At 36.9% G+C, this 20,771-nt stretch carries 22 protein-coding genes; all 22 read right to left on the reverse strand.

What is annotated here, in order from left to right:
* Positions 1 to 17: 17 nt before the first annotated feature.
* On the reverse strand, positions 18 to 554 hold the full coding sequence (locus ACIP9C_RS11600; RefSeq protein ID WP_340820979.1) for a F0F1 ATP synthase subunit delta: 537 nt from the start codon (positions 552 to 554) through the stop codon (positions 18 to 20).
* Positions 551 to 1,069 carry a F0F1 ATP synthase subunit B gene (atpF, locus tag ACIP9C_RS11605; protein WP_401010737.1) on the reverse strand — a complete coding sequence of 173 codons (519 nt, stop codon included), beginning with the start codon at positions 1,067 to 1,069 and terminating at the stop codon, positions 551 to 553. The genes ACIP9C_RS11600 and atpF overlap by 4 nt, the downstream gene beginning before the upstream one ends.
* 177 nt (positions 1,070 to 1,246) lie before the next feature.
* Positions 1,247 to 1,471 (reverse strand): F0F1 ATP synthase subunit C, encoded by a 225-nt coding sequence (gene atpE, locus ACIP9C_RS11610; RefSeq protein WP_004269474.1) that lies wholly within the window; start codon positions 1,469 to 1,471, stop codon positions 1,247 to 1,249.
* A gap of 63 nt (positions 1,472 to 1,534) precedes the next feature.
* Complete coding sequence (atpB, locus tag ACIP9C_RS11615; protein WP_401010740.1) at positions 1,535 to 2,245, reverse strand: F0F1 ATP synthase subunit A; 711 nt, start codon at positions 2,243 to 2,245, stop codon at positions 1,535 to 1,537.
* Positions 2,246 to 2,280: 35 nt separating this feature from the next.
* Entirely contained in the window at positions 2,281 to 2,652 is a 372-nt protein-coding gene (locus ACIP9C_RS11620) for an ATP synthase subunit I (protein ID WP_139860289.1), read from the reverse strand.
* A gap of 540 nt (positions 2,653 to 3,192) precedes the next feature.
* On the reverse strand, positions 3,193 to 4,314 hold the full coding sequence (wecB, locus tag ACIP9C_RS11625) for a non-hydrolyzing UDP-N-acetylglucosamine 2-epimerase (protein WP_401010742.1): 1,122 nt from the start codon (positions 4,312 to 4,314) through the stop codon (positions 3,193 to 3,195).
* Between the two features lie 185 nt (positions 4,315 to 4,499).
* Entirely contained in the window at positions 4,500 to 5,129 is a 630-nt protein-coding gene (upp, locus tag ACIP9C_RS11630; protein ID WP_173478609.1) for a uracil phosphoribosyltransferase, read from the reverse strand.
* Positions 5,130 to 5,256: 127 nt separating this feature from the next.
* On the reverse strand, positions 5,257 to 7,410 hold the full coding sequence (locus ACIP9C_RS11635) for an EAL domain-containing protein (RefSeq protein ID WP_401010744.1): 2,154 nt from the start codon (positions 7,408 to 7,410) through the stop codon (positions 5,257 to 5,259).
* 398 nt (positions 7,411 to 7,808) lie between these two features.
* The gene (gene glyA, locus ACIP9C_RS11640; protein WP_401010746.1) at positions 7,809 to 9,050 is read right to left on the reverse strand and encodes a serine hydroxymethyltransferase; all 1,242 of its coding nucleotides are present in this window, start codon (positions 9,048 to 9,050) and stop codon (positions 7,809 to 7,811) included.
* Positions 9,051 to 9,112: 62 nt separating this feature from the next.
* Entirely contained in the window at positions 9,113 to 9,655 is a 543-nt protein-coding gene (locus tag ACIP9C_RS11645; RefSeq protein ID WP_401010748.1) for a TIGR01440 family protein, read from the reverse strand.
* 123 nt (positions 9,656 to 9,778) lie between these two features.
* Positions 9,779 to 10,216, reverse strand: a complete 438-nt coding sequence (gene rpiB, locus ACIP9C_RS11650) for a ribose 5-phosphate isomerase B (RefSeq protein WP_401010750.1) — start codon at positions 10,214 to 10,216, stop codon at positions 9,779 to 9,781.
* A 414-nt stretch (positions 10,217 to 10,630) separates the two neighbouring features.
* Positions 10,631 to 11,914 carry a methyl-accepting chemotaxis protein gene (locus ACIP9C_RS11655; RefSeq protein ID WP_401010752.1) on the reverse strand — a complete coding sequence of 428 codons (1,284 nt, stop codon included), beginning with the start codon at positions 11,912 to 11,914 and terminating at the stop codon, positions 10,631 to 10,633.
* Positions 11,915 to 11,922: 8 nt separating this feature from the next.
* Entirely contained in the window at positions 11,923 to 12,363 is a 441-nt protein-coding gene (locus tag ACIP9C_RS11660) for a low molecular weight protein arginine phosphatase (RefSeq protein WP_401010754.1), read from the reverse strand.
* Positions 12,364 to 12,380: 17 nt separating this feature from the next.
* Positions 12,381 to 12,878 carry a manganese efflux pump MntP gene (locus ACIP9C_RS11665; protein ID WP_401010756.1) on the reverse strand — a complete coding sequence of 166 codons (498 nt, stop codon included), beginning with the start codon at positions 12,876 to 12,878 and terminating at the stop codon, positions 12,381 to 12,383.
* 497 nt (positions 12,879 to 13,375) lie between these two features.
* Complete coding sequence (locus ACIP9C_RS11670) at positions 13,376 to 13,735, reverse strand: hypothetical protein (protein ID WP_401010758.1); 360 nt, start codon at positions 13,733 to 13,735, stop codon at positions 13,376 to 13,378.
* A 785-nt stretch (positions 13,736 to 14,520) separates the two neighbouring features.
* Complete coding sequence (locus ACIP9C_RS11675) at positions 14,521 to 15,555, reverse strand: L-threonylcarbamoyladenylate synthase (RefSeq protein ID WP_401010760.1); 1,035 nt, start codon at positions 15,553 to 15,555, stop codon at positions 14,521 to 14,523.
* Between the two features lie 100 nt (positions 15,556 to 15,655).
* Positions 15,656 to 16,237: a stage II sporulation protein R gene (locus ACIP9C_RS11680; RefSeq protein WP_401010762.1), complete on the reverse strand. Its 582-nt coding sequence runs from the start codon at positions 16,235 to 16,237 to the stop codon at positions 15,656 to 15,658.
* A gap of 44 nt (positions 16,238 to 16,281) precedes the next feature.
* Positions 16,282 to 17,142, reverse strand: coding sequence for a peptide chain release factor N(5)-glutamine methyltransferase (gene prmC, locus ACIP9C_RS11685; RefSeq protein WP_401010764.1), 861 nt, complete (start codon positions 17,140 to 17,142; stop codon positions 16,282 to 16,284).
* Positions 17,129 to 18,205: a peptide chain release factor 1 gene (gene prfA, locus ACIP9C_RS11690; RefSeq protein WP_340820992.1), complete on the reverse strand. Its 1,077-nt coding sequence runs from the start codon at positions 18,203 to 18,205 to the stop codon at positions 17,129 to 17,131. The genes prmC and prfA overlap by 14 nt, the downstream gene beginning before the upstream one ends.
* 250 nt (positions 18,206 to 18,455) lie before the next feature.
* A complete protein-coding gene (locus ACIP9C_RS11695) occupies positions 18,456 to 19,028 on the reverse strand; it encodes a thymidine kinase (protein ID WP_401010767.1) in 573 nt (190 codons plus the stop codon).
* A gap of 291 nt (positions 19,029 to 19,319) precedes the next feature.
* Positions 19,320 to 19,523: a 50S ribosomal protein L31 gene (gene rpmE, locus ACIP9C_RS11700; protein ID WP_004269457.1), complete on the reverse strand. Its 204-nt coding sequence runs from the start codon at positions 19,521 to 19,523 to the stop codon at positions 19,320 to 19,322.
* 167 nt (positions 19,524 to 19,690) lie between these two features.
* The gene (locus ACIP9C_RS11705) at positions 19,691 to 20,740 is read right to left on the reverse strand and encodes an NAD(P)/FAD-dependent oxidoreductase (protein ID WP_401010769.1); all 1,050 of its coding nucleotides are present in this window, start codon (positions 20,738 to 20,740) and stop codon (positions 19,691 to 19,693) included.
* Positions 20,741 to 20,771: the final 31 nt, after the last annotated feature.

A 20,771-nucleotide genomic window follows, 5' to 3' on the forward strand; every position in this document is an offset into this window, starting at 1 on the left:
CTCACATTTCTAAATTATTAACCGATTAATTCACGTTTTAGACGCTCAAGCTTGTTCACTACTGAGCTATCATAAATATGGTTACCGATTTGAACACGAATACCACCTAATAATGAAGGATCGATTTCGTTTGTAATGTTTAATGATTGTTTCCCAACAAGTTTACTGAATGCCGCAGAAATTTTAGCGCTTTCTTCAGCAGATAATTCACGAGTTGAGAATACAGTTGCATCTGCAGAACCTTGTGCCTGTGCAGCAAGCTCAGCATATGCATTAGCAATTAGCTTCACTTCGTTTACACGTTTCTTCTCAACAAGTAGTTGAACTGTGTGTAAAACTTCTGGCGTTGCACTTGCAAAGATTTCAGCTACCATTTGTTTCTTACGTTCGATAGAGAACTTAGGCGCGTTTAAAAGTGTTAAAAAATCTGGAGATTCTGTAACAACTTTTGTTAACTCGTTTAAGTCTGCCCCAACTTCTGCAAGAATATTTTTTTGTTGCGCAATTTCAAATAGAGCCTGAGCGTAACGCTTTGCTACAGTTGAATTACTCATTGAGCTTCCCCTGCCTTCGCAATCGTCTCTTCGATTAGAGCACGGTTGTCTGCCTCAGAAATCTCTTTGCTAAGGACTTTAGATGCTGCAAGTACAGATAATGAAACGACTTCATCACGTACAGCTGCGATAGCCTTTTCTTTTTCAGACTCGATTTCACGTAAAGCCGATTCTTTTAAGCGGTTAGCTTCGTTGCGAGCTGCTGTAAGAATTTCTTCTTTTTGCATTTCGCCTTGCTTCTTAGCACCCTCAACAATCGATTGTGCTTCCGTACGAGCTTCTTTAAGAAGACTTTTTTGTTCTTCTAAAAATTTGTGCGAATCTTTGCGAGCTTTTTCAGCTGCTTCGATTTCACTAGCTACTAATTCTTCACGTTGTTGCATGATGCCCATTAATGGACCCCAAGCGAACTTTTTAAGTAAAGCCATTAATACTAAGAAGATGACTAATGTTGAGGCGATATCTCCACCATTAAATCCTCCACCTGCACCTAGTACAAGATTGTCTAAAAACACGATTGTTTCACTCCCTTCAAGAGCTTTAACTTCAACATATTAGTTTGTGATACTTAAAAACTTACCTATTTTAAAAAGCTATATTTGCACATAGCTTTTATCAGTTCCAAAATGAAGGGCGAAGTTTCATCTGGAGAATCCTGCTTCGCCACTAGTAAAATTCAGTATACAACTGAATTATTTGTTCATTACGATGAATGCTACTACTACTGCGATGATCGGTAAGGCTTCAACTAATGCAACCCCGATGAACATAGTAGTTTGAAGAACGCCACGAGCTTCTGGTTGGCGAGCGATACCTTCAACTGTTTTTGATACGATAAGACCGTTACCAATACCTGCACCAAGTGCACCTAAACCGATTGCGATTGCTGCTGCTAATAAACCTAATGAACCTGTCATTTTAAAATTTCCTCCTTGGAATTGTTTGTTTTTTTGGTTCAAGCATAAAATTTATGCTTTATATTAATGGTCATCGCTCACTTTATGAGCCATGTAAACCATTGTTAACATTGTGAAGATAAAGGCTTGGATAAAGCCGATGAAAATAGAGAAACCTTGCCATGCCATCATAGGAACAATTGCACCTACGAACCCGATTGGACCTGATACTGCTAAACCTGCGATTAATGCAAGTAAAATTTCACCTGCATAAATGTTACCGTAAAGACGCAGACCTAATGTTAAAGTGTTCGCAAACTCTTCAATAATTTTTAGCGGGAACATAAATGACATTGGTTTGAAGAATGTACCAACATAATGGCCTGTACCCTTCATTTTGATACCATAGTATTGAGATAATACTAAAATCATTGTTGCAAGAGTCATTGTAACCGTTGGGTCAGCTGTTGGCGATTTCCACCAAAGTTCATGGTCATAGATAATAGAGAATGGAAGACCTAATAAGTTAGATACTGCGATAAACATAATAAGTGTGATACCTAGAATGTGGAATCGTCCACCAGTTTTCCAGTCCATGTTGCTTTTGATGATATTCTTTACGAAATCCATAATCCATTCCATAAAGTTTTGCATACCAGTCGGTTTTAACTTTAAGTTTCTAGTAGAGATAACAGCGATTAAAAATACGACTATTGCTGCAACTAGTAACATCATAACTGTAGATAAGTTAAATGTTAAAAAACCAATGGTTACTAACGGAGCTTCATGATTCATTGTTATTTTTCACCTCTCTTTCTAATAAAGCACAATTAGTGGTTCCTTACATGCGATACAATCCTCTCGACAAAGAGAACTACGTACGGAATCATTAGCCCTATGACCGTGCTAATCAAGTGAAAATAGTTTGGCAACGAAATGGCTATAGCGACTGCCGCTACACCTGATCCAAAACGCAGTGCTGTACCAAGTGAACCTATTTTCTTCCCTTCACTAATGGAACGATCAAACTTCTCCATACGGCGAACTAATATCCAAAAATTATACGTACCAAAAAATGCACCGATTGCGATGCCCGCAAAAACTGTTTGAAAGGACGTAAAGCCCCAGCCTAATGCGCAAAGTGCGAGCAAAAAAAATAACGCTCTCTTCTGCACAGCAAAAATGTGATGCAAATCTAGCATTGGTTTGTAGTCTCCTGAATCATTTTTTCGAGTAAAGAAAACGTTTGCTTACCACTTTGTGAAATCAGAAAAGAGCAGTGAAAAACACTACTCACAGCGGAATAGTAATGGGAGAGTCATTTGAATGAAATTACAGGTGTAAATTCCTAATAATGCCTTACACCCCTTACTGATTCGGTGTTAAACCGAAACGCACAAAACGTTGCAAATCGACAGTGATGGTTTGAACTGTCAATTTAGTAGAAACTTGATATAACAAGTGTTTCAACGTCTATCAACGATTAGAAACCCTTATCATTCTTACCCTTTGTAAGCATACAATAGGTGATATTTGAAGTCAATTAGTAAAGGAGAAAAACTTCACAGCTACTATACTCTTGTCAAATTGTTGACAAATTTGTGTATGAACTTTCATAGATTACAAAAACTTTTTTAGAATAATGCAAAAAAAAGCTAATTTACGACAGAAATTTGCTCGTAAATTAGCTACACATTAAATTTTAGTTCTTTTTACTTATTTTTAAATTTAAAAATGGTGTATTACTTGCTTTTTTGCAAGAAATTTAAGAGGGCTTCTACGATACGCTGTGAAGCATGTCCATCTCCATAAGGATTAGAGGCTTTTGCCATCGCTTCATACGCCTCTTTATTCTCTAGCAATTCTTTTGCAAGAGAATAAATTGTTTCTTCTTCTGTTCCTGCTAGTTTCAAAGTTCCAGCAGCAATTCCTTCTGGACGCTCTGTTGTATCACGAAGCACTAGAACTGGCTTTCCTAATGATGGCGCTTCTTCTTGAACACCACCAGAGTCAGTTAAAATCATGTACGAATTCGCAGCGAAGTTATGGAAATCAAAAACTTCAAGAGGTTCAATTAAATGCACGCGGTCATTATCGCCTAATATTTCATTGGCAATTTCTCGCACAGCCGGGTTCATATGCACAGGGTAGACAACTTGAACATCTTCGTGCTCCGCTAACAGTCGAGTAATCGCTCGGAACATATGACGCATAGGCTCGCCTAGATTTTCACGACGATGTGCTGTTAATAATATCATTCGATCGTTTGCTATTTTTTCTAGCACCGGATGTGTATAATGCTCACTCACCGTTGTAGCTAATGCATCAATAGCTGTATTGCCTGTGACAAAAATAGTATCTACATTTTTATTTTCATCTAAAAGATTTTTCTTTGATACTTCTGTTGGTGCAAAGTGCAAATCAGCCATGACACCTGTCAGCTGACGATTCATTTCCTCTGGGTAAGGTGAATATTTATTCCATGTTCGAAGACCTGCTTCAACATGACCAATAGCAATTTGATTATAAAACGCTGCTAAGCTTGCAATGAATGTTGTAGCAGTATCACCATGCACTAAGACAATATCAGGTTGTGCTTCTTTCATGACTTTATCTAAACCTTGTAATGCATTGGTTGTCACATCGATTAGAGTTTGACGATCCTTCATTATATTTAAATCGTAGTCTGGTGTAATTTTAAATGTTTCTAATACTTGGTCAAGCATTTGGCGATGTTGTGCTGTTACAGTCACGATTGATTCCACTTGCTCGGGATGTTTTTGTAATTCCAATACAAGCGGGGCCATTTTTATCGCCTCTGGTCTCGTACCGAAAATCGTCATCACTTTCCATTTTTTCGTCAAAACGATTTGCACCGTCCTTTGGTTATATTGTATATCAAGTGCAATGGTCCACATTCATTTTTAAGAAGAGAGACTTAATTGCCTAAACATACTATGAAACGTCCTTCAATATTGAAGGACGCTTTCAAATACTATAAAGTTGCTGTAGGAAAACGATATTGCTCTTTAAGCAATAACCCCACTTGTTATTTCGTACCGAATAAACGGTCTCCAGCATCACCTAGACCTGGAACAATGTAACCATGGTCATTTAACTTTTCGTCAAGTGCTGCAATATAGATGTCCACATCTGGATGTTCATCTTGAATTACTTTAACACCTTCAGGCGCAGCAATTAAACACATAAATTTAATGCTTTTCGCACCGCGTTTTTTCAGTGAATTGATAGCTTCCACTGCTGAACCACCCGTAGCAAGCATTGGGTCTACAATAATGAAATCACGTTCTTCCACATCTGCTGGAAGTTTTGCATAATACTCAACAGGTTTTAATGTTTCAGGGTCACGGTAAAGACCAATATGACCAACTTTCGCAGCTGGAATTAGTTTTAATACGCCGTCAACCATGCCGATGCCTGCGCGTAAAATCGGTACAATTGCAAGTTTTTTCCCAGAAAGAACTTTTGTTTTCGCGATTGTTACTGGTGTTTCAATTTCAATTTCTTCTACAGGCATTTCTCGCGTAATTTCGAATGCCATTAATGTTGCAACCTCATCAACTAGCTCACGAAATTCTTTAGTTCCTGTATTTTTATCACGAATATAAGTTAACTTGTGTTGGATTAGTGGATGATCAAATACGTATACTTTGCTCAAAGGGGTTCTCTCCTAACCGTTCGGATTTCATTTTTATCTCAACTAGTATAACAGAAAACAGGAGTTGTCTCAAAAATAAATTCGAGTTATTCCCTTTTCCAGAGTGTTTGCTACATGTAGAAGCAAATTATACGTCAAGTATAGAATCAAGTTGCTCAATCGCCATCGGTTTATAATAGAAGTAACCTTGTCCGACCTTACAACCAAGCGCACGTAATATCTCTACCTGTTCCTCATTTTCGATTCCCTCTGCAACAGATGTCATACCTAAATTTAATGCAAGCTGAATGATTGAACGGACAATTGCTAAAGTTGCTGCATCATGTATATCATTTATAAAGCTACGATCAATTTTCAACTCGGTGAACGGTAATCTTTGTAAATAACTAAGCGAAGAAAATCCTGTTCCAAAATCATCCACTGATGTTTTAAAGCCATAGCTCTTTAACTCTTGAATAATGGCGAATGCGGTTTGAAAATCTACTAAGCCGATATTTTCTGTTACCTCTAAAATAATATTACTTGGATTAATCATATATTTTTCAACTAATTGCCTGATATCCTTAACAAAATGAGGATAGTAAAAGTGATCAGGCGATATATTTACGGCAACCTTCACTAACTTCTTCCCCAATTGTTGACGCTCCGCTAGCCAAGCGAGAACAATTTCTAAAATTTGTATGTCTATTTCACGAACCTTTCCTGCATTTTCGGCAACTGGTATAAACATAGCTGGTGAGACAAAGCCGAGAACTGGTGAATGCCAACGAGCTAGCGCTTCGATACTTTGAATTTCTCCCGTTCGTAAATCTACTTTTGGTTGTAGATTCACAGAAATCTCTTTATTTTTAAGTGCTTGTGATAAATGATTTAAAACAGTCATCTGTTGCTCTAGTAAATCATTGCGTTCCTTCGTAAATATCTCCATATGCGTTCCTGGTTTGTTGGCGGCATAAGATAATGCATTATCTGCAAATCTGATTGCATCTGCAATTTTAATATCCTTATCGAAGGAAGAGATGCCTGTCTTTAATGTAATATAAATATGTTTACCATTTATAATAAATGGTTGGCGTGTTAATTCTTTTATGCGAAGCTCATAATCGTTTAACTCTTCATTGGGTGTCACTTGTGAAATAATAAGACTAGAACTTGTGAATCTAGCAATATGCTCATTCAAATCATTCTTATGTTCTTGAAGACGTCTAGCAATTTGTCTTAATAATTCATCGCCCGCTTCTCGGCCATATAATTCAACAACTTGATGAAATTCACTTGGTTTTATTATTTTAATAAAGCCTATTCGCCCTCGTTGTTCTTCCTTTTCTATCCTATTTAAAAAGCTATGTCTATTTGGCAAGCCAGTCGTAATATCCTTATAAGCTAAATCCCATATTTTTTTCTGTGTTTTCGCATACGAATATGCTAGTGCAACAAGTGCACCTATTTTTTGAAACACATTGTTAAAAAACAAACTTTCACGAGGATATTGAGAAAATATTGCAAAAAATCCGATTGCTTGTTGCTTTTGATTGCGAATAGGTACAAACCATCCCGAGTGATTATTAGTTAGATTAGCAAAACTTTTAAACTCTATTGGAATAGCAACCTCTTCTAGTTTATCTACGATCATTGGTGTTTCCTGTTGCATCACTTTTCTATAGAAGTCATTCATCTCGAAAAGCTGAGGGACATGTTGGCGAACACTGTTAGAAGTAAAAACTTGCAAATGATTTGAATCTATTTTGATAAGAACCGAGCTAAATACATGTGGCATGAAAAAATGATTTATTCTGCTACAAATAGTGTCCATTTTTTTATAAAATGGATAGTCCTTTTCTATTGCCTCATAAACGGTTTTCTCTAATTCCGCTATAAAATCTTCAGTATGATAATACGTAATATCCTTCACGATCATTAACACAAATAATGTTTCATTATCATTATTTTGAAAAGGAAGGGTTTGCATTTCTGCCCAAAATGGTGGTTGTTCGAAGCGATTATGGTGCAGCTTTTCCGTCACCATTGCTCCACTATGTATGTTCTCTTTTATTTTTTCAAGCATTGTCGTTTGAAACCCACTTGAAAGCATCGCAAAATAATCTGTTTCTAGAATCTGTGAACGTATTGCATTTGTTAGTATGCAAAAAGAATTATTACATTCTACTATGAAATTAGTTTTAGCATCCAAAATAACATAGCTTTCTTTAGATTGTTCACCTAAGTTACGAATCGTAGTTAATAAAATATTTTTTTGTACGTCCATAGATTTAGTAACCATCCAACCCCTCCCGTCTATATCCATCAATTCTACCCCTTTATATTGTACATAAAAATTCAATAAATTGTCACTTTTATAAAAAAACATTCCTTCTATGGGACATCCAATGTCCTTATTCAATATAATATAACCTTTTATTCTATATTTATGTAAAAAAATCCAAAAATAAGATTAATTTATTTTTATGCTAGCAAAAAATATAGTTTTACAGTTTAATCTATCAATTACACTTCAGTGTTTTTTGCGTATTTGCTAGAAAAATCAGCCGTCGGACCTTTCACTTAATTTCAACGCATTCTATAGAAGAAGAATTTTGCTAAATCAACTTAAACAAACTAAAAGCTGTGCCTAAAGTGAACAACACACTTAAGACACAGCCTATAATTAAACAATACTAATTATGCATATAATGGATGTTTATCAGTTAAAACTTTAACACGATCTTTTGCATCAGCTTTTACCGCTTCATCTTCTGGGTTTTTAAGTACAGCTGCGATAATAGCGCCTACTTCTTTCATGTCTTCTTCTTTAAAGCCACGTGATGTAACTGCAGGTGTACCAATACGAATACCAGAAGTAACAAATGGAGATTCTGTATCGTATGGAATTGTGTTTTTGTTAGTTGTAATTCCTACTTCATCCAGTGCGTGCTCTGCTACTTTACCAGTTAAGCCAAGAGATTTTACGTTTAGAAGTAATAAGTGATTATCCGTACCATTAGATACGATTTCTACACCTTCTTCGATTAACACTTCAGCTAAAGCGCGTGCATTTGCTTTAATTTGTTTTGCGTAGTCTTTGAAATCAGGTTGTAAAGCTTCGCCAAATGCTACAGCTTTTGCAGCGATAACATGCATTAATGGTCCACCTTGGATACCTGGGAAGACAGATTTATTTAATTTTTGCTCCCATTCTTTCGACGCAAGAATTAAACCACCACGTGGTCCACGTAACGTTTTATGTGTTGTAGATGTAACAAAATCAGCGTAAGGAACTGGTGATTGATGCTCCCCAGCAGCTACTAGCCCAGCAATGTGCGCCATATCAACCATAAAGTAAGCTCCTACTTCGTCTGCGATTTCACGGAATTTAGAGAAGTCGATTTCACGTGGGTATGCAGATGCACCAGCTACAATTAGTTTCGGTTTGTGTGCTAATGCTTTTTGACGAACATCTTCATAATCGATTACATGTGTATCTTCTGTTACCCCGTACTCTACGAAATTATAAAGGATACCTGAGAAGTTTACAGGAGAACCATGCGTTAAGTGACCACCATGAGAAAGGTTCATTCCTAGAACTGTGTCTCCTGGTTGTAAAATTGTATGGTATACAGCCATGTTTGCTTGTGCACCAGAGTGCGGTTGTACGTTAGCATATTCTGCACCGAAAAGTTCTTTCACACGATCACGTGCAATATCTTCTACTACGTCTACGTGTTCACAGCCACCATAGTAACGTTTTCCAGGATAACCTTCAGCATATTTGTTAGTAAGAACTGAACCTTGTGCTTCCATTACTGCTTCAGATACAAAGTTTTCAGATGCAATTAACTCGATATTCGCTTGTTGACGTTTTTTCTCAGCTAAAATCCCATCTAATACTGCTTTGTCTTGTACTGCTAATTTTTCGTATGCCATGTTTGAAAAAGCCTCCTAAGTATAATCGTTATTTACATGTACCTCTGACAACAGAAGTAGTGTTATTTATATACAGCACGTTCGCCACCAATTAGTTTTGGACGTGTTGTTGCTACTGTGACAACCGCTTCTCCTACTGATCGCACTGATGTACGAACTGGAACAGCTACTTCCTTTAAATGCATACCAATTAAAGTTTGGCCTATATCAATACCTGCATGTGCACGTATTGCCTCTACAACTACCGGGCTTTCCAATTTTGTATAAGCATAAGCTGACATCGACCCACCCGCAGTGCGAACAGGAATAACGGCCACAGGTTCATAGCCCCAATGTTCTGCAACTGAAGCTTCCATCGTGATAGCTCGATTTATATGCTCACAGCCTTGGAATGCTAAATATAATTGATGTTTCTTAGCAAATGCCTGCAATGGCTCAAAAATTGCTTCTGCTGTTTCAAGTGCACCTGCTGTGCCAATTTTCTGACCAATCACTTCAGACGTAGAGCAGCCTACGACAAAAATAGTCTTTGGTCGCAGTACTACCTGCTCTTCGAATTCACTGAGTAACTGAGTCAATTGCGTTTGTATTTGTTGCACAACCATTAAGCTCAGCCCCTTTTTTTGATGTCTTCTATTTACGTTAGGCGTCAAGTTAAGGTAAAAGTGACAGTGCAAGACTGTCACCACCTATTTGTTTTTGCGTTAACGGCTGAAGACATTCTTATATTACTGTTCTAATTCAGCGATTTTTTCTACGCGACGTGTATGACGCCCACCTTCAAAACCAGTTTCAAGCCATGTTTGCGCGATTTCACGTGCAAGGCCTGGACCAATTACGCGCTCACCCATCGCTAAAATATTTGAATCATTATGGCAACGTGTTGCCTTTGCACTAAATACATCATGCACTAATGCACAACGAATGCCTTTTACTTTGTTCGCAGCGATGGACATGCCAATCCCTGTGCCACAAATTAAAATGCCTTTATCAAATTCCCCGTTAGCAACACCTTCAGAAACTGGTTTTGCATAATCAGGATAGTCTACTGAATCCGCAGATTGTGGACCAAAATCTTCGTAGCTAATATTAAGCTCATCTAACAGTTGCATAATCTCACGACGTAAATTATTGCCTCCGTGATCAGAAGAAATTGCTATTCTCACTGGGTTCCCTCATTTCGAATTATAGTCAACATTAGTTTACCACTTCTCTTTCAAGAATAACATGATTTTTGTTGCAATTTTATGCTGATTTCTCCTAAAAGACGAACATTTATTGTAATTCGATTGAAAAACGTTCATTTTTAAGTCATTTTTCTGTGGATAATGTGAATATCCTGTTAATAAATTCGGATAATGGTCTTTTGTTGTAATATTCCCTCTTCTGAAGTTTTTCTATCTTTTCAACTACAGTGGACATACTATTTCAATATTTTTTCATTTGTACCTGTTAATAACGTTTAAGCTTCCAATCAACAAGCATTTGGTCAATCAATAGAAAAAACTGTGGACAAGCTCTTTTTTTGAGCCTGTCCACAGTCTGTCATTTACATGTATTAATTTGAATGCTTTTTCTTACTATGCTTCTCTATCAAATTGTAAAATCATTTTATGCAACGCTTCGGATTGTTTTTTCAAGTCTTGTGCAAGTTGTTCTACCTGTTCAATTGCATGTGCTTGCTCTTCTGTTGCACTGCTCACTTCTTGTGCACCAGCTGATGTTTCTTGAGCAATTGCTGCCACTTCTTGTGATTGTCGAGCAGTTGTTTCAATATTGTGCATTTGTTTTTCAATTAATGAAGAAATTTCTACGATCGCGGTTGCCATTTCATGGACACTTGATGACATCCCTTCAACCGCAGTCGTCGTTTCAGAAACACGCGCTGCCTCTTTAGTCGCAAACGCCACTTGTTGATTCATTTGTTTCACAACAACTTCAACATTATGCTGCATTGATTGAATAAGAGACGTAATTCCTTGTACAGCTTTTGCACTTTCATCGGCCAAGCCACGAACCTCTTCTGCCACAACCGCAAAGCCTTTACCATGTTCTCCTGCACGGGCAGCCTCTATAGATGCATTTAATGCTAGTAAATTTGTTTGTGCCGCAATATCGCCTACTAAACTAATGATACGCTCAACTTGTCCAGCATTGTCTTCTAATGTACGAATACTTTCTAGTGCTTCGTTGTTGCCAGCTGCAATTTGTTGAATGCTGTTGACTAACGTTTCAATCGCTTTTGTTGTATTAGTTAAATTATGTAAAATATCTTTCGATTGTATTGCAGACTGTTCCGCTCTAGTATTCACTTCTGTTGCTAATGTGCGCACATCTTCAATCGCCTCTGCTGTATCTTGTACTGCTATAGCTGACGCTTCTGCTCCTGCCGAAATATGTTTTACCGTCACCGCAATACCGTCTGCTTTCTTTGTCGCAACAGCGGTTTCATCGGATAACTTGATAATTGATTGATTTGTTTGTTGAAAGTTTTGATCGATGCTTTCTACCATGTGGCGTAAATTTAACACCATTTGTTGGAATGCTACTGCCACTGAACGAATTTCATCATTCGTTTTTGGCATCACTACATCCTCTCCAATTTTCCCTTCTGCAACGCGTGTAGCAGAGTATTCAAGGCGCTGTAACGGCTTGATTAAAATAACACTGAAAATTGCTGCTAAAATACCTGACCATGTAATCCCTAATAAGTAAGTAATCACTTCAAATAGCTTACGATTAATTTCCGGGAAAAAAGTAGGTTGTATAAATTCAATGAATACAAAGCTGATACTATATGTGATCAGTGCAAGAATACTTACAAATAATACTAGTTTAAGTCGTAAGCCAAACTGTTTTTTCATAGTGCCCCTCAATTCTTCTCAAGTATTTTAACTAACTGTTCTACTAATTTCTCTAGTTCTGCAAATGTTTCCTCATAAATAGCTTTATTTCCGCCGTAAGGGTCTACAACATTCTCTAAACTTCCTTCGTTCGCATATTCTTTCAGTGTAAAAACTTTTTTTTCTGTGTTTGGATAGTTAGCGATAATAGTATCTCTGTGCGCTGTTGTCATTGTTAAAATTAAATCGGCCCACTCTATTTCAGCCAAAGATAATTGTGTTGCTGAATGTTGATGTGGCAAATTCGCTTCATTTAAAACTTGCTGCGCATGTGCTGACATTTCAGCGTTCGGCATTGCATAAATACCAGCAGAACGAACCTGAACATTATTGATTTGTTTCTGCTTTAAAATAACCTCTGCCATTGGACTGCGACAAGTATTTCCGGTACAAACAAATAATATATTCACACTTATCACCTTCCTTATTATTTTCGGAGCGCTAAAATACTCATAATGATAAAAACAATGCCTGCAATAATTTGAATTTTGTTTCCAAAAAAAACCTGACTTCTACGTGCTATAACTAAAGCCCCATATGCGCAAATAAAAGCACTCATTCCAGCACTAATAATAAAAATAGTTTTTTCTAAGTTAAGCATACCAAAAGAAACACTTACTGAAAAGGTATCTAGGCTAGCAGTCACAGCTAATAAAACAGGTGAAATGGTTATTTTCTCATTTTTATTGGAAGACAAAAGTAAATGTAGTCCAATGCTAAATAATAGAATACAGGAAATCCATTGACCCCATTCTGATAAAAAACGCACTAAGTAATTTCCTAATTCAAATCCGAGTAGTGGAAAAAGCATATGTAATGTTGCTGTCCACATTGACAAAAATAAACGATATTTAACATTTGGAATTAATATAAATAAACCGACGACATCGACAGACGTTAAAATACCTGCAAGAATACCCTGCAAGAATGCACTCCTTCGCTTCCTAATATTTTATCATTTTATGCTTGGAAATACATTATTATCAATAATGTTCATATTAAAAAAAGGGCTATCTAATAAGCCCCATAAAGATAACTGGCGGATACTGGTTACTTGTATGAGCCAGTAATAATAATTGAAACGGTCGTTTAGAAAGTTCTAAAACAATAGCGTTTAAAATAGTCGCTAATAAATAAACTGACTTGGTCTACAGCCCGAGAAGTGATATTTGCGTTATTGGTATATTGGATCAATATAAATATTTTGAACATTCACTTCTGTTTTGTAATAACCGCTATGTAAGTTAGGCAAACTTACATAGTATCTTTCAATTTTTAAATCTGCGTAACCTGCTAATCTACTATATTTTGTTGAATCCGCTGGTATGTTTGTAGAAACACCATACGATTTAGAAAAAGAGAAATTAATGCTTCCCCAATCAGTATTAGTTGTTGCAGCAAAGCTTTCTGATTGATTATTTGTTAATGTATAAAGTGAAGCTTTTGTCCAAAAAGGTGTGAACTTTGAATAACCCGAGAATACTTTGTTTTTATTTTATATTGAGTTCCTATTAGTCTATGTCCTAATCTTGCTAAGGTAGTAAATTCTGGAGCATAGCCGTTTGAATTGATATAATTTAAATGCAGTCGCATCTCTTTAATATTATCAAAAGCAGTTATCGATCCATCTGATTTCTTGATGTATAAGTTTTCAAAATCTACTTTTGATGAACTTACTAGCTCAAGATTAAATGCATTAGCTGATACGTCTTGTGAACTAAAAATAAATAAGACTAGAGTGAAGCTAAGTAAGAGAGATACTTTAAAAAATACTTTTTTCATTACAAAACCCCTTTTCCTATTTTATTTTTTTACTTCATGTACTATTTTATCGCACAAAAAAATAATAAAAAAATCAATTTTTTCTTTAAATAAGTCAAAATTTGATAAGGAGGGTTTATATTGAAACAAAGAAAAAATATAAATGTTTCAGAAGCCATTCTATTGGTGAGTTCTTTTTTTATGTTTATGTATATTTCAAAAAACATGATTTTTGTGAATGAATTTTCCGATTTCTTTGAAAGGAGTTCATTATGGCTCCTATTACCTTGTATTACACTAATAATTGGAATAATTTCTTTTGTAGCTAGAAAGGAATAGTGGTTGTTGTGTAAGTCGGGGTTGAATGATGAAAGTTAATGATTAGAGGTGGCAAACATATAGAAAAAATTTCTCTTATTTCGGAAAGACACTTGTTGAGTAGACACAAAGCATTTGTCAAAAGATGACTACTGGACACAAGCTAATGAGCATTTAATATCAATACTGGAACTCTACTATGTAAAATTATTGGGAGTAGTAAAATCCGCTATGGCTTGAATACATTCAGATGATGTTACTTCTTAAATATACTTTTTGTGGTTTTTTTTAATATGAAAAGAGGGCTGCCACCAAAAGTCATTTCAATGACATTTGGGACAGCCCTTTTTATAGGTTGTCTTATAGAATCGCTAATAGAGAGAACATCTAATCGCCAATAAAATTGGGAGAATCGCCAGGAGAAACGCGTGTTGCGCCACGAAACCTTAACGAATCGCTAGTAGTATGCCGACGTACGCCTCACAATATTATAGTGAAAACCATTTGCCACCAGCAGCTTTTTCTAGTCTGTTCATAATAGCCGCGCCTACACCTTCAGTAGATGTCGTCGTCACTAAAATAACAGTCGCTTCTGTTTTATCACAAGCTCGCAACGCATGATAGAGTGCTGCGCCCATCTCTTCTTTACTTCCCGCTTCGCCAATTGAAAAGTAATAATTTGCTTGAAGATGTTTAAAGCTCCCTGGTGCTAGAAGTGCTACTTTATGATGCTGCGCGTGAAGTTGTTGTATAGCTTGCTGTACTTTTTCTTCATCACAATCGATTAAGTATACGGGTGCATTCGGCGCATAATGTGTATACTTCATGCCTGGCGCTTTTGGTGTCTCTTCCATTGCCTGCTCTATTTTATTCGGTTGAATAACTGGACCTATTACGGACTCTAACATTTCCTTTGTAATGCCACCTGGACGTAATATAACTGGTGGTTCATGCGTCACATCTAGCACAGTCGATTCAAAGCCAATACCTGTAGAACCTCCATCTAAAATATACGGTATGTACCCTTCTAAATCATCTTTTACATGAATCGCTTCTGTTGGGCTTGGTTTCCCGCTACGATTCGCACTTGGAGCAGCAAGTGGTTTTTGAATTTGCTGTAATAATGCTAGCGCGACCGGATGATCCGGCATACGAATTCCGACAGTCTTTAATCCAGCTGTCACACTTTGTGCCAGAACATTTGGCTTTACTGGCATAACGAGTGTAAGAGGACCTGGCCAAAATGCATCCATACATTTCTTTGCTAGCTCAGAAATATGTTCTATATAAAGATAAACTTCCTCTTTCGTTCCTATGTGGACAATAAGTGGATTATCTGAAGGACGCCCTTTTGCCTTAAATATCTTTCCGACTGCATCATCATTTGTAGCCACTGCACCTAAACCGTAAACCGTTTCTGTTGGAAATGCCACAACCTCTCCAGCATTCAAGATATCCACAGCTTGTGCATAAGTTATTTGACTATTCACATTACTATCCACAATCTTACACACGGTTTCCATATGATAAACCTTCTTTCAATCGTTGTTTTTTTCTGAATTATCCACATTTTGTTTATAACTTATCAATAATTGTGTATAAGTTATCTGAATTTGTGCACAATTACTCAAAAAATCCTTTTATCCATTCCCAAATAAAGAATGTTACTTGTTCTTTTTCTTCTGCCTTTTCTTCCTCTTTTTCCGGTTCACAAATAGACGGGAAAATGCTACACCACCAGTTATCACCACGTGCATCGCCAATTTTCACAACAATCGAATGGTACATATTTTGTGGATAAAACATCGCATCTTGTCTCTTCGGTGGAAATAAGTTATCCCCAAGTAACACTTGTGTACGTAATTGTGGATAATTTTCTTTTAATTCTGCTTCAATACTCTCTTTTAATGTAACAAAATTATCATTATCCACATTTGTAGATGAACCTACTTGTATTAAATAAGGTTTTAAATCTTTCACAAGTTGCTCTTTTTCTAACTGATCATCTGTTGTGTTACTATTAGCTATAACTCTTATACGAAAATCGTTTTCTTGTTCATTATTCGTAGCTTCCTTTGCAGAACCTATTAATGATGGAATATATAAAATACATAGTTGTAAAGCTATCGCCATAATTACTAGTCTAGCAAAAGCTAGCACAATATTTAGTTTTGGAAATCTAACAATCTTGTATTCGTTTAACATAAAAATCCCTCCTTGCTCAACATTGTTGTCAAGAAGGAGAATCTTTATACATCAATTTCACAAAAAACCATTCGAGGTTTTCCATTAATATCTTTTTCAACGGTAACAGTAGCTTGTGGAAAACTTTCTTTAAAAAATTTCGCTACTTGCTCACCTTGTGTATAACCAATTTCAAGACCGATCAAAGCGGGCTTATTCATCAGTGCTGGGAGCTGTTGTGCTAATTTGCGATATAAAATAAGCCCATCCTCTTCTGCAAAAAGAGCACTATGCGGCTCATGCTCCAGTACGATGCTAGACATGTCCTTCGCTTCTTCAATTGCAATATACGGAGGATTAGATAAAACAATATCAAACTTTTCCCCAACGAGGGGTGCTGTTAAATCGCCCAGACGAAAATCAATATCTGCCTCAAGTATTTGTGCATTTTTTTGTGCAGTGGATAATGCTGCTGCAGATAAATCTGTTGCCACTACTGTTAGCTCAGGACATTCTAACTTCATAGAAATAGCAATAGCGCCACTACCTGTCCCTATATCTGCTAGCTTTAATGTTTTCTTATTAAATAATTGTTCAATGCGATTGCTTGTTGCTAGCACTAATTCCTCTGTTTCAGGTCTTGGAATTAGCACCGATTCATCCACAATAAATGTACGTCCATAAAATTCTTCACTGCCGATACAATACTGTACAGGTCGCCCACTAGCATGCTCTTCAATCAGATTTTTAAACTGTTCACTTTGCTCAGCTGTTAACGAATCTTGTAAGTGTAGCATCACACCAGAATACGTTGTGCCCAGTATATGTTGCATCACAATACGACCCGCGGTTTCTTCACGTCCATTATCCACTAAAAAAGAAGAAGCCCAATCAAGGGCCTCCATCACATTTTTATAGGTCATCATTCAGTCTCTCTAACTTAGATGCTTGCTCTTCTAAGATAAGTGTATCAATGATTTCGTCCAGTCTTCCTTCGACGATTTGATCAAGCTTTTGAATCGTTAAGCCAATACGATGGTCTGTAACGCGGTTTTGTGGATAATTGTATGTGCGAATACGCTCTGAGCGGTCGCCTGAGCCTACTGCTGATTTACGTGTTGCGTCAATTTCTTTTTGCGCTTCCTGCAAATACTTATCAGCTACACGCGCACGAAGAATTTTCATCGCTTTTTCACGGTTTTTAATTTGTGAACGTTCATCCTGCATCGATACAACTACACCTGTTGGTAAGTGGGTCATACGTACAGCAGACATCGTTGTATTTACCGATTGCCCACCTGCACCTGATGACGCAAAAGTATCTACACGGATATCTTTTTCATGGATTTCAACATCTACCTCTTCAACTTCAGGTAAGCATGCAACTGTCGCTGTTGAAGTATGAATACGTCCTTGTGATTCTGTTGCTGGTACACGTTGTACGCGGTGCGCACCGTTTTCAAATTTGAACTTTGAATACGCGCCTTGCCCGTTAATCATAAAAATTACTTCTTTATAGCCGCCCATTGGGTTTGGCGTTGCTTCCATAATGTCGATTTTCCAGCCCTGTGTCTCAGCATAACGAGAATACATACGGAATAAATCTCCTGCGAAAATATTCGCCTCATCACCGCCGGCTGCTCCACGAATCTCCATAATTACGTTTTTATTATCATTCGGGTCTTTTGGAATTAATAAAACGCGTAGACGTTCTTCCAACTCCTCTTGCTGTGCTTTTAACGAGTTGAATTCTTCCTTTACCATCTCGTGCATGTCAGGATCTTTTTCGTTATCTAACATTTCACGTGTATCAACTAGTTGCTCTTTCACGCTTTTATATTCACGATAAGCATCAACTGTTTCCTGAATATCCGATTGTTCCTTTGAATATTCACGTAATTTTTTACTGTCGTTTACAATATCCGGATCACTTAAAAGCTCATTTAGCCTTTCATAACGATCTTCTACTGCTTGTAGTCTATCAAACATGGGCTTCACCTCTATTTAGTTCATTTATCTATATCCAGTAGGAGTCCGCCTCCATTAAAGATAGCGAGACGTATTTTTTACTCTATTCATTAATCATTCCGCCTACAATAGAGTCTGACTAAGGATTTGTTTAGGCGTAATAGTCATGCATTATTTCCACTACTTAGTATAAGGAAAATTCCGCATGTATGCTACATTTTCTTCGGTCGACTGCTTAATATCATCAAGCCCGCTTCCGATTAAAGCTAATTCAAAGTGGTGGATGTGCGTGGCATTTACGGCAAACAGGATAGTAAGAATCATTACCGCCGATTTTTATTTGATCGCCTGTATACACAGGTTTGCCATTTTCATCGACACGCAAATTCATTGTTGCTTTTTTATGACAGAACCAGCAAATCGTTTTCATTTCTTCAATTTTATCTGCATATGTAAGCATGTACTGACTACCTTCAAATAATTCATTTTGGAAATCATTCTTCAGGCCAAAGCCCATGACAGGGATGTCTAGTTGGTCGACAATATTAGCTAATTGTAGCACATGTGCCTTTTTTAAAAACTGCACTTCATCTACAAGAACACAGTATGGTTTTACAACATTGTTTTTTACAAGTTCAAAAATATTCGTATCCTCATAAATTGGAATGGCTTCTTGTCGTAATCCTACTCGACTTGAAACAAAACCTACCTCATCTCGCGTATCAAGCCCAGATGTAAACATCATGACAGGCTTTTGCTGTTCTTCATAGTTATGTGCAACTTTTAAAATTTCAATTGATTTGCCACTATTCATCGCGCCATGTTTATAGTATAGCTGTGCCATTGTATCTTCTCCCTCTCTATTTGCAATTATGGATTTTGAAAGGAATTATTTTAGCAATTAGCTTAAAAGCTTGCACCATAGTGTTAATCTTTTATACCGAACCTACTGTCAGTATCGAATGGATTTGCGCTAGCTTAAGCACATTTCAAAATCCGGTCTTTGTTTTATATTGAACGTTACGTGCAACGTTGTGAAAGATACAAATGCGTCGGGACGCAATGAACGCATGCACTTTTTATATACTGAAAAAAATACCTGCCAAGCACATGCTTGGCAGGTATTAAACTAACATTAGTTTTTAAGACCGTATTTTTTGTTGAAACGATCCACGCGACCATCAGCAGACGCGAATTTTTGACGGCCAGTATAGAATGGGTGACATTCGTTGCAGAACTCGACAACGATGTTTTCTTTAACTGAACCAGTTTTGAAAGTGTTACCACAAGAGCAAGTTACTGTTGCTTCTTTGTAGTCTGGATGAATTCCTTGTTTCATATTCGTTTTCTCCTCTCGCCCTGAACCATCTGGAACAGAGTATTATCGAACTGTACCTTACATAGCCCGAATATGTCGGCTACATATGTACACGTTGCATACTTTTGAAGTATAGCATAGGTATTTTATTTTTTTCAAGCAAAAAATCTTGAAAAACTATATTACAATTAACCACGAACTTCGCGGTAATCGTTATCTACTAATCCTATTTGTTTATTGCGCTCTTTAAATCGAATATTATGCGATGATACATACGCCACTTTTGGGGCATCTGGCTCTAAAAATAATTTTGCACTATTTAACGCTAAAATACCATCCGTAAACGCACCCGCAATTAATCTTACTTTACTAGGATGATCAATAAAATCACCTGCTCCGTAGATGCCTTCTATATTGGTTTCACGCTTCTCATTGACGATAGCTACTCCATCTTGAATTTCTAATCCCCATTCCTCAAGAGCTCCATAATCACATTTTAAGCCATGATTAACAACAACCGCATCTACTTGCACTCGTTCCATTTCATTTGTTTCTTTATTCACAATTGACACATACTGTATTACATCACCATCACTATGTAATTGCACCACTTCGTATGGTGTTTTAACATTGATAGAAGATTCTCGCATACGTAAGACATTTTTTTCATGTCCACCAAATTCATCACGACGATGGACAATTGTTACACTAGCGGCGATAGATTCTAGTTCATTCGCCCAATCCACTGCGGAATTGCCACCACCTGAAATAAGTATATGTTTGTTGCGGAAAATCTCTAATTCTTGCACAGTATAATGTAAATTCGTTACTTCGTAGCGGTCTGCTCCTTCTATATCAAGCTTTTGCATTGAAAGCACACCATAACCAACTGCTAATATTATTGCTTTAGAATAATGTTTCTCTCCTGATGCTGACGTTAAAATAAATGTTCCATCACTCTGTTTTTCTAATTTTTCTATCTTTTGATTTAAAACAATTGTAGGATCAAACGTTTTTGCCTGTTGGATAAGTTGTTGAATTAACTCGCCACCTAAAATAGGCTTTACCCCACCAACATCCCAAATCATTTTTTCAGGATAAATAAGCATGCGTCCACCTAGCTGTGAGCTAAATTCTATAATTTTCGTTTTTAAATCGCGCATCCCGCTATAAAAAGCTGTATATAATCCTGCTGGTCCACCCCCAACAATCGTTACATCATACAATTCTTCTGGCATGTCTTTCTCCCCTTTTCTACTTATAAAGTTT

Source organism: Lysinibacillus sp. NPDC093210 (genome assembly GCF_044753985.1).
Classification (GTDB): Bacteria; Bacillota; Bacilli; order Bacillales_A; family Planococcaceae; genus Lysinibacillus.